Annotated in this window: 9 protein-coding genes; 2 read left to right on the top strand and 7 right to left on the bottom strand. The window is 57.6% G+C overall.

Annotated elements, in window-relative coordinates; all coding sequences use genetic code 11:
• Window positions 1-42: 42 nt before the first annotated feature.
• The 6 genes from HMPREF2527_RS07285 to HMPREF2527_RS07265 all read right to left on the bottom strand — a co-directional run bounded on the left by HMPREF2527_RS07285 (window position 43) and on the right by HMPREF2527_RS07265 (window position 6,347).
• Window positions 43-1,185, bottom strand: coding sequence for an acyltransferase family protein (locus HMPREF2527_RS07285; RefSeq protein WP_070507448.1), 1,143 nt, complete (start codon window positions 1,183-1,185; stop codon window positions 43-45).
• A 138-nt stretch (window positions 1,186-1,323) separates the two neighbouring features.
• Window positions 1,324-2,316, bottom strand: a complete 993-nt coding sequence (locus HMPREF2527_RS07280; RefSeq protein ID WP_070507445.1) for a glycosyltransferase family 2 protein — start codon at window positions 2,314-2,316, stop codon at window positions 1,324-1,326.
• 42 nt (window positions 2,317-2,358) lie between these two features.
• Window positions 2,359-3,339 (bottom strand): glycosyltransferase family 2 protein, encoded by a 981-nt coding sequence (locus HMPREF2527_RS07275; protein ID WP_070507443.1) that lies wholly within the window; start codon window positions 3,337-3,339, stop codon window positions 2,359-2,361.
• A 312-nt stretch (window positions 3,340-3,651) separates the two neighbouring features.
• The gene (locus HMPREF2527_RS07270; protein WP_070507441.1) at window positions 3,652-3,876 is read right to left on the bottom strand and encodes a hypothetical protein; all 225 of its coding nucleotides are present in this window, start codon (window positions 3,874-3,876) and stop codon (window positions 3,652-3,654) included.
• Window positions 3,877-4,070: 194 nt separating this feature from the next.
• Window positions 4,071-4,670, bottom strand: a complete 600-nt coding sequence (locus tag HMPREF2527_RS09695) for a DUF7340 domain-containing protein (protein ID WP_141744460.1) — start codon at window positions 4,668-4,670, stop codon at window positions 4,071-4,073.
• A 1,026-nt stretch (window positions 4,671-5,696) separates the two neighbouring features.
• Window positions 5,697-6,347: a peptidoglycan amidohydrolase family protein gene (locus HMPREF2527_RS07265; RefSeq protein ID WP_070507438.1), complete on the bottom strand. Its 651-nt coding sequence runs from the start codon at window positions 6,345-6,347 to the stop codon at window positions 5,697-5,699.
• 397 nt (window positions 6,348-6,744) lie between these two features.
• Here HMPREF2527_RS07265 and HMPREF2527_RS07260 point away from each other — a divergent pair, with 397 nt between their 5' ends.
• Window positions 6,745-8,037 carry an MFS transporter gene (locus tag HMPREF2527_RS07260; protein WP_070507436.1) on the top strand — a complete coding sequence of 431 codons (1,293 nt, stop codon included), beginning with the start codon at window positions 6,745-6,747 and terminating at the stop codon, window positions 8,035-8,037.
• Window positions 8,038-8,121: 84 nt separating this feature from the next.
• On the opposite strand, the gene HMPREF2527_RS07255 is transcribed toward HMPREF2527_RS07260, so the two are convergent.
• Window positions 8,122-9,036: a shikimate dehydrogenase gene (locus HMPREF2527_RS07255; RefSeq protein ID WP_070507434.1), complete on the bottom strand. Its 915-nt coding sequence runs from the start codon at window positions 9,034-9,036 to the stop codon at window positions 8,122-8,124.
• A 240-nt stretch (window positions 9,037-9,276) separates the two neighbouring features.
• Between HMPREF2527_RS07255 and HMPREF2527_RS07250 the strand changes: the two genes are divergently transcribed.
• Entirely contained in the window at window positions 9,277-14,166 is a 4,890-nt protein-coding gene (locus HMPREF2527_RS07250; protein WP_070507432.1) for an NAD-glutamate dehydrogenase, read from the top strand.
• The last annotated feature ends 19 nt before the right edge of the window (window positions 14,167-14,185 follow it).

Below are 14,185 nucleotides of genomic sequence, written 5' to 3'. Positions count from 1 at the left end.
CCTCGGCTGACATTCAGCGGAGGGGCATTCTCTGCGTAGCGGCTAGGCTGCAGACTGGACTGTAGGCTTCTTACCCGAAACCAAAGGGTTACGGGCGAGAGCCATGGCCCGCTTCTCAACAAAGGTCCAAGAAAGCCATGCTAGGCCGAAGGTGATGATGGCGTCGAGGATGATATTAACCGAGATTCCGAGGGAAACGCTTCCCAGGAGTACAAGAATCTGTTGTACCGGCCAGGCGTAGATATACACGCCGTAAGAGATATCGTTGGTTTGCCCCAGAGGAACGTTAAGACAGGTGCCCAGGGCAATAATTCCGAAGGCCAGAACAATCTGAGTCCACTGCATAATGTTGGCGTGAGGAACGAGCCAGGTGAAGTAGAACCCGGCGAGAGTACAGATTGTAGCCAGGAGCGGAGTGATTACCGGACGGAGCGTGATACGGTGGCTCACGAGGTAGAGTAGAGACCCGGCAAAAAAGAAGGGGTAGAGGCGTGCTGAAGCCTTGAGGTTTCTAGGGTCGAGGCCCAGCGCCCAGGTCATCCAATCGTAGCCAAGTACCTGAATGAGTACGTAGTAGCTGAGGCTCACAAGGTAAGCGAGAGGAATAAAAACCTTTAGGTGCCGGCGAATGAACGGAAGATAGAAGATGGGGAGAAGTAAAAGGTAGCAGAAGAACTCGTATTCTAGCGTCCATGCTGAACCGTTCCATGAAGGGGAGGTAAACGGCACGTCGGCCGGTCCGTTAAAGAGTCCGTACTGCAATTGGGAGAGATCCCAGTTGTTGCGGAAATATAAGATGGCGTTGGGGATGTCCCAACCCATGGGGGCGTGGCCTGTGAGGACGGAGAGCGTTCCACCAATGAAAATTACAAAAAGGATGGAGACCCAGTAACCGGGGAAAATACGCAAGATACGCTTCACCAGATATGATCCCGCGGAACTCCGGTAGGCGCTGTGCGCAATTAAAAATCCCGAGATGGCGAAGAAAGCATTGACTGCAAAATCGCCAAAGACATAGAACTCTTTCCACAGGGGGTTTTCATCAACCTTTACACCCGCCACAATGTAGGGCGTGTGGGAGAAAATCACAAAGGTCGCGAGGACTAGGCGAATGAAGTTGAGAGAATTTGGCCGCTCAAAAACGGCGGAATAGAGAGACGGATACTCCGGTGCTGTATGTGCCATAAGTTTCTAGGGGATATGTGGATGAATATGCAGTGTGAGTGTAGCGTTGGGTTAGCGCAGAGATGAAACCGAGAGTAGAATCCCCGTGCTTTGTTCCAGCAGATATATGACTAACGCCTAACGTCAAAGTGTCTGGGATTAGAGGTTATAGACCCGCTTAACGTACGCACCGTACAGTAGACGGTACAGCGGCGTACTGGTCTTCAACAGCAGACCGGCGGCACCAAACACCGGGCGGATACGCAACGCAAGCAGCGCATCGCTCACCGTAAAACCGGTGCGGCAACCCGCCAGCACAGCCGGTGCGCTCTCACCGCCCACAATCAGCGCCTGCTGCGCGTTATTCAGGTACGCAATAACCCGGGCAATCGTCAGTGCCTCCTGACCGGCAGGCAGATGATACGTACTCGTACGCTGCAGAGACTTCTCAAAATACTCAAGCAGACGACGAGTTTCAGACAGGGGAGTAATACGGCTCCAGGTCAGGCTTCCCGCGCTCACCGCGTACGCGTACAGCGGCTCGTCAATGACGGTCACGCTCTGCGCTCGCAGGTAGCAGTCCAACAGCGCGCACTCATCTTCAGCGCGTTCAATCTGCGGGTATCGAACACCTTCAAATAGTTCACGGCGAATAATCTTATCCCAAGCGTAAGGAGACAGCTCATCCTTAAGCAGGGCGAACGCCGCCTCCTGACCGGTCAGCGTGCCGGGGGCGCCCTTCAGGCGCTGCGTAGTCGAACCGTCGGTCGCCACCATGTTGTGGGCGCAATTGACCACCTGCGCCCCCGTACGCTCCGCGTGGTAGTGCAGGCGCTCCAGGAAAGTCGGGTAGAGAGCATCATCAGAATCGGGGAACGTCACCCACTCGCCACGCGCCTCGTCCAGGCCTTGGTTACGCATCGCGGACAGACCCTGATTCTTGGGGTTATTGAACACGCGCACGCGCTCATCCGGGTTCTGCTGCAGGTACTCGGCAATCAGTTGCACTGAATTGTCCGGGGAGCCGTCAATCATGACCAGCAGCTCAAAGTCGGGGTCGGTCTGCGCCAGCACCGACTTAATCGCCGCAATGACGGTGGAAGCGGTGTTGTAGACCGGCATGATAACGCTAGTGCGGGGGACAGAAGTCATCAAGAGCTAAGACCTTTTGAGAGAACGATAAGAGAACGAGTATTACATTCCGTAGGTGCGTTTAATATAGGCCCGATAAATGGGGTAATAGATTGCGGGTAGGTACTTGAAGAGTGCTCCCGCAATCCCAAAAACAGACCCGGAGGAAATCGCCAAATACAGGGTGCGGGGCGTGATTTCTTGACGGCATTGACGTAGGAATTCCTGACCGCCTGAAGGGTTCTGACGTAGAACGCTATTGCCGCTATTGACAAAATTAATGATGCGCGAAATCGCGAGGGCGGACTGGATCTTCCTACTAACGTGGGGGAAGCCTACCGTTGCATCCACGTAATCCATGAAGGCGACTAAATCTTCGAAGGGAGGAGTTGAACCCCAAGTGATAGATTCGGGGTTCACAGAGTAGAGGTTGAGGGAATCGGGGATAACCTTCAATGCGCGGGCTACGGTACAGGCTGCAATGCTGTATCCGGCGTCTTCCACTCGGTTAAAGAGAGGAAATTGGATGTCTTTGAGAGGGGCACGACGAAAAATTTTGTCCCATGCAAAGGGCGCGATGCGGCTGCTAAGAACCCGTGCTAGCGCGTCATCACCGCTAAAGGTGCCTACCTCGCCCATGAGACGGTACTGGGTTGATCCGTCAGGGTAGTAGATGTCGTGGGCACAACCGACGACATCGACATCGTCGGTAGCTGCAGCGTGCATGACTTCTAGGAAGTTGGGCTTGTATGCGTCGTCAGAGTCGAGGTAAGCGAGCCATTCGCCGGTCGCATGGCTAATTCCAACGTTGCGTGCACCGGCCAGCCCAAGATTTTTTTCATTAAGGTGGTACGAGATGCGTGGGTCCTGGAGTTTCTGGAGATACTCCTGAATTACACGGTGAGAATCATCTGGGCTTTGATCGTTGATGATGATGAGTTCAAAATCCGGGTCGGTTTGAGAGAGTACGGAGTCGATAGCCCGAACTACAGTGTTTGCGGTGTTGTAGACCGGCATGATAATGCTGGTGCGGGGTGACGGCATAGTACCTCTTCGAAATGCGGCGGATGGAACTACATACAGGTACATCATACGGTGGGGGTGGTGGGTAATCGAAATATGTTCCACCACCCCCACGATATATGACGGACCTACTGGTGGGGAGGAATATGCGTAGTATTGTGGGGCTTGCGAGTATGGTCGGTGTTAGCCCAAGCCATCCACAAACCCCAGAGGGCTATCGCGAGACCAGCCCACACACTTGCCTGCTCCTGCGTAAGGATTCCGTATGTCTGCAGGACGGCAGTGGTAGCCGGAATAACCGCGTATAGTTGCTTACGCCATCCTGGACGGTGTCTAAGCATGGCGCTTTGACTTTGCGAGCTTCTCGATATCTTCAATACGCTTAGCAATGAGAATCATCTGATGATCGAACCATTCCACAACGGTTCGAGTGTTGACAGTAGCGTTGCCAAATTTAGCAACCGCAAGATTACCTTCTCGAACAAAGGGCTCGTTGTACACATCGGTTAGGGCTCGATGCGCTGCGCGGTAGGCGGATGCTTCAGAAATAGGTGCCATGATAATCTCCTTGGCGGTTGGGCGGCTATGATGGCCGCGGTTTAACAGAAAACCCCGCCAGGATAAACCCGACGGGGTGAACTACAGCAGTGAAATAACAGCTTCCTGCGGTAGCTTTATCTGCCCGGGAAAATGATGTAATCCTACTGGAACGGTTACCTATTTTCACAGGCAGAAGTTTAATGGGGACGATATTAGTCCTGGCTATGAAGTAGCAGGGCTAGGGCCTTCATGCTTTCTAGCCCTTCCCACACAGCAGAGCAAGAACGACAAGATGCCCTTTCAGTGGTGTAATACAGTGCGGATCGGCGTATTGATGTTGAACCGTCGCAGCTTGTTTTCATGACTTCCTGCTCCCCGCAGTTAGGACAAAATCCCTGCAAATCATGACTGGGATGGCGCAACGCAACAATGGCCCGAATCCAACTGGTCGTTGTTGCCAACGCCTCATCATGAAGCTCCTGATGTAGGTGATTGCGAATCCATGCAGAAACCTGATTTTTCAGCGGTGCACCTGGGAATGAGGGCATAACAACGGAACGAATAGACTCTTGAACTTCTAACGCATTAGCAGAAATAGGTATGCGACATCCAAAGCGGCTGGCGCTAGATGCTCCTCCGGTACGTGAACCACCGGCGACATAATCTGCCAGCTCATCCAATAATGCCTGATGCCGTGGAATACGGAACTTTGCGCGGTGCAGACATTGACGGTCTGCGTCCTTCACTGGCGTGCCCACGGTTAGAGCGATTAGATGCTGCTGCAGTTGCTCGCCAGACGAAATGGTAGCCATATGATGTAGCCTCTCTGCTAAATGAGTGAATTATTGATATCCGCTACAGTGCGGAAGGTGTGTGAACCATAGTGTTGGCTCTACAAAGAGTTGCCCTGCTTCTGCTTCTTGGCAGCGAAGTTGAAGCATGTGACAGGCGTTTTCTCCGTGCGCGTAGGAATGACACTAGGCCAGTATCATGAACGACCCATTCATCCTGTCCGCTCTTCTTGCCGATTGGAGCTTCAGTATCCTGGTGCGCATTCTGTCGCTTCAGTTGCCGGTAGTGCTTGCGGCATAAGGGGTGCCCGGCATGTCGAGAATCCGCATCTATTGGCTTCTCACAACGCGTGCAATGAGAAAGTGCAAGAAAAAGAACCGGATTTGCTCGCGAAGGGTAAATTCGCTGCTTTGAAGTTCGTCGAGCTCGAGGGTTGACAGGAAGATAGACCCGCGGTGAATCAAGAGGGACGGTACCCTCTGGTGCGTGGATACATGCACGGCAGATGGAATAGATGGGATTCCACTGATTCTCTATCACGAGCGGTTGCCCGTAGTTCTCCGGGCGTACGCTACTTGCTGGTAAGGAGAGACCTGCTGTACGCCAACACCGGGGGCATATTGAGTGCCCCTGCATTAGATAGGGACTATCGTGGGTCTGTATAGCACGGCGTCGCGCCTGACAGGTGCGGCAATCCTCTCTATAGGAACTGGTTGGCTCCCTGCACCCTGCGCAGGGACGGGGTAGGTGTTTCATGGTTTCTCCTGAATATTATGCCTAGTCAAAAGAGTAAGAAGATACTTTTCAGTGTTCTAAATCGCCCTTTAATATTTAGGTTAGGGGGGTGTATTTGAAGGTAGATGAGGCTATTTAATCCGTAAATCAACTTATATTGGTTTATTTATCGATAAATATTCATTAGGTGAAATTTTATGATTTATTGAATGCGTTATATTTAAAGTTTTATGGGTGTTTGGGGTAGGGCCTAGAGACCCTACCTCAAACACCCTGATGGTTATCTCTTTTGTTCCAGTAGATAAATCTAACTAGAGCGCACGCACGGCTTTTTCTGCCTCGTCGAGACGCTGCTGAAGGTACAACATGGAGTTGTCGAACCAGTGAATCACGCCGCGCAGGCCAGTGAGGCGGTTGCCGAATGCCTTTTCTGCGAGCTCTCCCTTGCGGATGAAACCTTCATCATAGATTGCATTCATCGCATTCTTAGCCGCGCGGTAGATAACCTCTTCTTCGTTTACTTCTGCCGGGGGACGATAAATCGTGATCGCCGGACCACCGTTGTACGACCAAATCGTGTCGTGCGGATTAATAGAAATACCATTGTGGCCAGCGTTGCAATGGATAATCGTGTCGTGATCATCATAGAAAATGCCAGTATGACCGGCAGCACCATAACTCTGTCCACGCTTACCCCAAATAAACACATCACCACGTCGTGCCGGGTAATTACCCGATGCATCTGGTCGAACCTGAGTCCAGCCGTACTTCTCCAAATCATTAAACAGAGACTCTGTACTACCAAGTCCCGTACTCTTCGGAAGAAGTCCCGCCTCATGCAGGGCCGAATAGACAGCCGAAGAACAATCGTAAGAATGCGGGCCAGTTCGATAATCCATCGAATAGGTCACCTTGCCCTTACGCTGCTCCATCCATGCAATCGCCTGATCAATCTTGGACATAATAAAATCCTTTCGGAAAGGCGGTAGCCCCGCACTATGAACCTCCCGGGAAGTCCATAGTGCGGGGCTACCGCAAAATGAATTGGACACTAAAAATGCCGACCAGCTTTATCTTGGTCGGCTTGACTGCTCGGTAGGCACACTCCTGCCGAGGTGATATTCACTTTACGTGGGTTGGGGTGCGAAAGTCCTGTCGCGTATTTTTGAAATTACAAATTTCTTTACCGTTCACTCCGTCTCCGTATTTCTTCTTACTTCACACTCTGGGAACTTAGGTTAACCTATGGAAAACAGGCGGTGCGCTCCCTAGACTGGAAGGGCACATTGACAAACCGCACGGGCCGCCCACACCGCGGCCCCGCCCCTCCCAACGGGTATAGCACCGAAGGAGCCACCCATGAGCCGACGCACCGACGCGCCCGCCCGATCACCACGACGAGCCGCCCTCGCCAGCTGGATAGGCTCCGCCCTCGAATACTACGACTTCGCCGTCTACGGCACCGCCGCCGCCATCGTGCTCAACCGTATTTTCTTCCCCGAAGACACTGCCGCCATCGGCATCCTCAAGTCCATGGTGGTTGTGGGCGTCGCCTACGTTGTGCGCCCCTTCGGCGCCATGATTGTTGGACCCCTCGGTGACCGCTACGGCCGCCGATTTGTCCTGATGCTCACGCTCTTCCTGATGGGCTTTGCCACCTTCGCAATCGGTTGCCTGCCGACCTACAGCGAGGCGGGTATCCTCGCCCCCACCCTGCTGGTCATCTGCCGCATGATTCAGGGCCTCTCCGCCGCCGGTGAGCAGGCAAGCTCCATCTCCATCTCCCTGGAGCACGCCAACGAGCATCAGCGCGCCTTCACGACCAGCTGGACCCTGCAAGGCACCCAGTTCGGCTCGCTGCTGGCAACCGCCGTGTTCATTCCCTTCGCCGCCTTGCCGGACGAGCACCTGCTCAGCTGGGGCTGGCGCGTACCCTTCTGGCTCTCCGCCTTCGTGGTGGTGACCGCCTGGCTGATTCGCCGCACCCTCTCCGAGCCGCCCGCCTACCTGCAGCGCGAAAAGCTCACTGAATCCCCGCTCATGCTGGTCTTCAAGCACCACAAGCGCGCCGTGCTCACCATTGCCGTGTGCGCCATGGTCAACACCGTGAACATGGTCTTCACGACCTTCGCGCTCTCCTTCGCCACCAAGGGATACGGCCTTGATCGCAGCACCATGCTGCTGGTGCCGGTCGCCTCCAACACCCTCGGCCTGATTGCGATTCCGCTCGCCGCCATGCTTGCCGACCGGATCGGTCGTAAGCCCGTGTTCATTATCGGTGCGGTTGCTTCGTCCCTGCTGATGTTCCCGTACCTCGGCGCGATTACCGAGGGTAACTGGGTGGGTATCTTCGCCTACGGCGTGCTCATGCACGGTGCGCTGTACTCCATGGCGAACGGCGTGTGGCCCGCTTTCTACGCGGAGATGTTCCCGACCCGCGTGCGCGTGACCGGCCTGGCGCTGGGCACCCAGATTGGCTTCGCAATTTCTGGAGGCGTGGCGCCCGCCGTGGCAACGAGCCTCGCCGGTGCCGACCTGCATAACGCGGTGCTGCCCGCCGTGTTCACGGTCGCCATGTGCGCGCTCGTGGCGTTGGGCGCGCTGACGGCTCGTGAAGGGTACAAGAAGTCCCTGGCTGAGCTGGATGCATAACCCGAACAATATATTCTGTATATAGAATAAATACAGGTGGGGTTGGATAGATATCTATCCAACCCCACCTGTATGTTTAACCTTCTAAGCCCCCTGCTGAGCCGCAATCAGCACCTCAAAATGCACCGCCATACGCTCAGCGTTCGGTTCCAGTCCGGTGAAGAGGCGGAACGCATCCACCGCCTGACCCACCGCCATGTAGCCGCCCGTCAGCACCTCGCACCCGGCGGCACGCGCCGCGCGCACCAGCTGCGTCTGTTGCGGCAGGTAGATGACGTCCGCAACCCACAGGCCCTCACGCAACACCCCGGCGCTCAGCGCCGACTCGCTCAACGGCATACCCGGATGCACGTGCATACCCACCGGGGTTGCGTTCACCAAACCCTGAGCTTGTAGTAGAGCTTCAATCAAGCGCTCATCGTCGGTCAGCACCTCGATCCGAGTCTGCGGGAAAAGCTCGCCCAGCTGCTCCGCAAGCCCCTGCGCCTTCGCCGCGTCACGCTCGAAGAGGCTCAGGCGGCGCACCCCCAGACGGCACAGTGCGTACGCCGTGGCGCTACCGGCACCGCCGGCACCCAGCTGCACCACGTGCTCCAGGCACGCCGGATCCTCCGCCACCTGTGGCAGGCCGCGCTTCAATCCCGCAATGAACCCGGAGTAGTCCGTGTTATCGCCGTAGAAGCTGCCGTCCTCGCGAATCACCACGCAATTGACTGCGCCGAGGGCACGTGCCGCATCCGAAAGCTCGTGCAGGTGCTCCATGACCGACTGCTTGCACGGGTGCGTGATGTTGAAAGCGTTAAAGCCGAGCAGTGCCGCCGCATCCAGAAGCGCCGGGGCGGAGGCGCCATCCAGGTTCAGGGCGTCCAGGTCGACGGGGCGGTACAGGTAGCGCACCCCGTGCGCGTCCGCCTCCGCCTCATGCATGGGAGGGGTCAGGGAAGAGGTGATGCCATCACCAATGAGGCCCATCAGGAAAGATTCAGTACGCAAACTCATAGTTTCACTGTACGTGTCCGCCTCGTAAGATGCACCTACTTTCTTGAACCCGTACCAAATGCGCGCTGGAGTTGGGAAGAAGATAAAAATAATTTCTACGCCCACAAGAGCGATATGTCTGACAGAAACACCTCGAAGGTATAAGCTTGGTATAAGTGCTCGCGCGCCACGGCGCGCACATGAGACCACACAGACACCGTCACAGTGAAGTGATACCGATATTCGGAGGATAGATTGTCAATGACTGACAAGGCTATGGCACACTTCGCTGGCGCCGATGCATGGGTCGAGCAGTATTTCCTGAACAGCCCCGAAGATGAGCGTGAAGAGTTCACCCCGGCAGAGTTAGAGGATTTGGCTCGCACCCACCGTGCGCTGGCTCAAATCCGCCTGCCCAAGACCGCTGTCGTTGCCGCACGCAACGACGAGTACAACACCACCCTATACGTCGCGACCGACGACATGCCGCACATCGTCAGCTCCCTGACCGCATGCCTTGCCGCGCACTTTGGTGGTTTCGTCACCATTCTTCACCCTACCTTCCTCGCTGAACGCGGCCCGGACGGTACCCTCCTGAGCCTGCGCGGCACCGGCATGCGCGGCAACCTTGCCAGCGGTGATACCGCCACTCTTGGCGTGCCCTCCCTCAAGCTCAGCGAGAACGCCCCGGCGGGTACCACTGTCGCTATTGAATCCTGGATTGCGGTTCGCCTGACCCGCTACCTCACTGAGGAAGAGCAGCGCCGCTGCGAGAAGGAAGTTGAGCGCGTCCTCGCTGATGTTCGCGCCTGTCACACCGACCTGGATGCCATGGTCGCCCGCGTTTTTGACCTGGCGCAGTCCATGTACGACCTGCGCGGCGCAACCCTGGGTCACGGCGAGGAATCCTATGCCGCCAACCCGCGCGGTGTGGAGCCTGCATCCCGGGTGGAGGTGGCACAGGACTTCCTGCGCTGGCTGACCCGCGGCAACTTCGTGTTCATGGGTGTTAAGGAGCGTGTGCTGGATGGCACCTCCGGCGCTATTTCGCTGGTGGACCGCCCCGGTTCGGCGCTCGGTATTCTGCGCACCACGGAGGGTAGGAGCCGCATCCCCCTTTCGGGTGAGACCCTGGAGCGTGCCCTGTTCCCGCGCCCCCTGTACATCACGAAGGCGAATTCCCGCTCCACTGTCGCACGGAACGACTACCTGGACTACATTGGTGTGCGCCGCTTCGACCTGAATGGCCGCGTGATTGGTGAGTACGTCATTCTGGGCCTGTTCACCCGCCAGGCGTACGCACTGCCCGCTATTGAGACTCCGCTGGTGCGTGAGCGTATCGCGATGGTGCGCCGCCGCCTCGGCTACCACCCCGGTTCTTACTCTGACAAGGCGCTTCTGGGTGCCTTGGAGGATTACCCGCGCCTGGAGCTGCTGCACGCTTCCGCTAATGATCTGACCGATACGTTCGGCGGCATCATGGGCCTGGAGGAGCGCCGCAAGACCCGCCTGTTCCTGCGCGCTGACCGGTTCAACCGGTTTATTTCCGCCGTGGTGTACCTGCCTCGGGATCGTTACAACACGAACGTGTGCTCCCGTATCCAGCGGGTGTTCCAACAGGAATTTGATCTTAGTGCCATCGACCATGAGGTGTACCTGTCCTCCTCATCGTTGGCGCGTCTATTTTTCCGCATTCGGCTCACCAACCCCAACGATGTGCCGAAGACGGATCATCAAGCTCTCGAAAAGCGACTGCAAGAAGCCGCCCGCTCCTGGGTGGAAGCAACCGCAGCTGCTATTGAGGCATGGAAACCCGGAGCGGCAGGCCGCCGACTCGCATCAGCCTGGGCAGATGCGACTAGCGCAGCCTACCGAGCCGATTACACAGTAGAACAAGCAATCGAGGATATCGTGATTCTTGAATCTCTCTCGGGCCAGAAGCCCGCCGCAATCAAGGTTGAAGCCGGCGAAGCCAACACCACCCGACTGAAGACCTACCTGTCCGCACCTCACACCCTCACCGAGCTTCTGCCGGTTATGCAGAATATGGGCCTGGTCGTTGTTGATCAGAAGCCCTACGAGTTCAAGCCTGAGGATGGCGAAGACTACGGCTACCTCTACGACTTCGGAGTTGAATTCCCCGAGGGCGTGGACGCAAACGCTGTGGCTTCCCTGTACGAGGATGCCCTGAACGCCTACCTGCTCGGTGAGCGCGAGTCCGATACCCTGGACCGCCTGATCCTGGCTGAGGGCCTGACCTGGCAGGAAGTACGTCTGTTCCGTGCCCTGAACCACTACCTGATTCAGCTGGGCCTGGGCTACACCCCGTCCTTCATGTCGAACACCCTGCTCGCAAACCCGGCCATCACCAAGCACCTGGTCGAGTTCTTCGAGGTCAGCTTCGACCCGAACAACGGTCTCAACGATGAGCAGCGCAACGCACGCCGTGACGAAATCGAAGCAGCCCTGGTTGAGGAACTGAACCAGATCCCCACCCTGGACGCTGACCGCTACCTGCGTTCCCTCGGCAAGGTCATCCGCGCTATCCTGCGCACCAACGCATACCTTGCTGACCGCCCCGCACTCGCGTTCAAGGTGGCACCGCAGGAGATTGACTTCGCACCCCTGCCCCGCCCCAAGTTCGAGATTTTCGTCTACTCCCCGCGCGTTGAGGGTGTTCACCTGCGCTTCGGTAGCGTCGCACGTGGTGGCCTGCGCTGGTCGGATCGCCGTGACGACTTCCGCACCGAGGTGCTCGGCCTGGTCAAGGCCCAGATGGTGAAGAACGCCGTCATTATCCCCACCGGCGCGAAGGGTGGCTTCTACCCCAAGCAGTTGCCCGACCCCGCAGTGGATCGTGACGCATGGATCACCGAGGGCCGCGAGTCCTACAAGGTCTTCATCGGCTCCCTGCTGGATGTCACCGACAACCTCGCAGTTGGCACCGACGGCTCCGAGACCGTTGTCCGCCCCGAAGGTGTTGTAGCACGCGACGCTGACGACTACTACCTGGTGGTTGCAGCGGATAAGGGCACCGCAGCATTCTCCGACACCGCAAACGCAATCAGCCTGGAGCGCGGCTTCTGGCTGGGCGACGCCTTCGCATCCGGCGGCTCCGTCGGCTACGACCACAAGGCTATGGGCATCACCGCACGTGGTGCATGGGAGTCCGTCAAGCGTCACTTCGCTGAGCTCGGCCACGACGCTCAGACCGAAGAGTTCACCGCAGTCGGCATCGGCGACATGTCCGGTGACGTGTTCGGTAACGGTCTGCTCCGCTCCAAGGCAACCCGCCTGGTCGCAGCATTCGACCACCGCGACATCTTCCTGGACCCGAACCCGAACGCGGCAGTGTCCTTCGACGAGCGTCAGCGCCTGTACAACCTGCCCCGTTCCTCCTGGCAGGACTACAACCGCGACCTGATTTCCGCCGGTGGTGGCGTGTACTCTCGCGGTCTGAAGTCCATCGAGATCACCCCCGAGGTGCGCGAGGTTCTGGGCCTGGATGAGTCCGTCACCGAGCTGGCACCGACCGAGCTGATTTCCGCAATCCTCAAGGCACCGGTCGACCTGATCTACAACGGCGGTATCGGTACCTACGTGAAGGCATCCACCGAGACCAACGCACAGGTTGGCGACAAGGCTAACGACGCACTGCGCGTCAACGGTAAGGACCTGCGCGCCAAGATTGTTGGCGAGGGCGGTAACCTCGGCTTCACCCAGCTGGGTCGTATTGAGGCTGCGCTCAACGGCGTCATCCTCAACACCGACGCAATCGACAACTCCGCAGGTGTGGAAACCAGTGACCGCGAGGTCAACATCAAGATTCTGGTGGACCGCCTCGTGGCACACGGCGAGCTGTCCAGCGAAGAGCGTGCTTCCTTCATCGAGTCCCTGCAGGACGAGGTCGGCGGCAAGGTCCTCGAGACCAACGTTGAGCAGAACGTTCTGCTGCAGGGTGAGTTCCACGGCTCCTTCCTGGGCACCAACCTGTACAAGCGCCTCATGCACGACCTGGAAGAGCACGCCGGCCTGAACCGCGCCGTCGAGTTCCTGCCCACCGACGAGGAGCTGGACGAGCGTCTGGAGACCACCGGCGACCGCCTGACCCGCCCCGAGCTGTCCGTCCTGGCTGCGTACGTGAAGATTTACCTCACCCACGCACTGGAGCAGACCGACTTCGCGGACGACCCCTACCTGGAAGGCGTTCTGCGCAGCTACTTCCCGGCAGCACTGGTCGAGCGTTTCGGTCAGCACCTGGACTCGCACCCGCTGCGTAAGGAAATCATTTGCACCCGCGTCGCTAACGAGCTGGTCAACATTGGCGGTATCACCTTCGCATACCGCGTGATGGAGGAGTTCAACGTCGGTATCGATTCCGTCGCACGCGCCTTCATCGTCGCTCGCGAGCTCTTCGAGCTGGGCACCGCAGCTAAGCTGCACCGCGAACTGCCCCCGAAGACCCCGCTGGACGCATGGTTCACCGTTCTGCGCGACAACCAGCGCGTTCTGGATCGTGCTGTCCGCTGGTTCATCACCGAGCGTGGCGTGGTTGCTGGCACCAGCATCTCTGAGCTGCTGGAGACCTTCGGTTCCGTCGTCGAGATGCGCCATAACCTGCCCGAGTACCTCTCCGGTACCTCCCGCGAGCGTGTTCGTGCAAAGCGCGACGCAGGCGAGGCATGGGGCCTGCCCGAGGAACTCATCGTCATCTGGATTCGCGGTTTCGAGGGTTACGCCCTGCTGGACGTCATCCGTTCGGCACGCGACCACGACTTCGAGGCAACCTCGCTGGCACCGGTCTACTTCGCAACCTACGACCGCTTCAAGGTGGACGAGCTGCTCGGCCTCATCTCCGACCTGCCCCGCAGCGACCGCTGGGAGATCCTGGCACGTCAGGCACTGCGCGGCAGCCTCTACGAGACCGCTGCAGGTCTGGCACTGTCTGTGGCAGAGGGCGCGAAGGGTGACTTCTCCACCGTGGACGGTGCGCAGAAGGCACTGGCTACCTGGATTGAAGAGCACCCGACCCGCGTGGGTAACATCGACCGCATCCTGAAGGAGATTGGCGAGGCCGCTCTGGACGTCACGGGTCACCCGCGTCTGGCTGTAGTGTCCGTGGCACTGCGTACTCTCTCGAGTGCATCCTAAATAGCTAAGGCCCGTTAGG

This window comes from Rothia sp. HMSC071B01 (assembly GCF_001808945.1).
In the GTDB taxonomy this organism is placed as follows: domain Bacteria; phylum Actinomycetota; class Actinomycetes; order Actinomycetales; family Micrococcaceae; genus Rothia.
This window is presented reverse-complemented; position numbering and strand designations above follow the sequence as displayed.

Coding starts and splice junctions, on each gene's coding strand:
- HMPREF2527_RS07285 (WP_070507448.1), bottom strand. CDS start 1,185: ATGGCACATACAGCACCGGAGTATCCGTCTCTCTATTCCGCCGTTTTT.
- HMPREF2527_RS07280 (WP_070507445.1), bottom strand. CDS start 2,316: ATGACTTCTGTCCCCCGCACTAGCGTTATCATGCCGGTCTACAACACC.
- HMPREF2527_RS07275 (WP_070507443.1), bottom strand. CDS start 3,339: ATGCCGTCACCCCGCACCAGCATTATCATGCCGGTCTACAACACCGCA.
- HMPREF2527_RS07270 (WP_070507441.1), bottom strand. CDS start 3,876: ATGGCACCTATTTCTGAAGCATCCGCCTACCGCGCAGCGCATCGAGCC.
- HMPREF2527_RS09695 (WP_141744460.1), bottom strand. CDS start 4,670: ATGGCTACCATTTCGTCTGGCGAGCAACTGCAGCAGCATCTAATCGCT.
- HMPREF2527_RS07265 (WP_070507438.1), bottom strand. CDS start 6,347: ATGTCCAAGATTGATCAGGCGATTGCATGGATGGAGCAGCGTAAGGGC.
- HMPREF2527_RS07260 (WP_070507436.1), top strand. CDS start 6,745: ATGAGCCGACGCACCGACGCGCCCGCCCGATCACCACGACGAGCCGCC.
- HMPREF2527_RS07255 (WP_070507434.1), bottom strand. CDS start 9,036: ATGAGTTTGCGTACTGAATCTTTCCTGATGGGCCTCATTGGTGATGGC.
- HMPREF2527_RS07250 (WP_070507432.1), top strand. CDS start 9,277: ATGACTGACAAGGCTATGGCACACTTCGCTGGCGCCGATGCATGGGTC.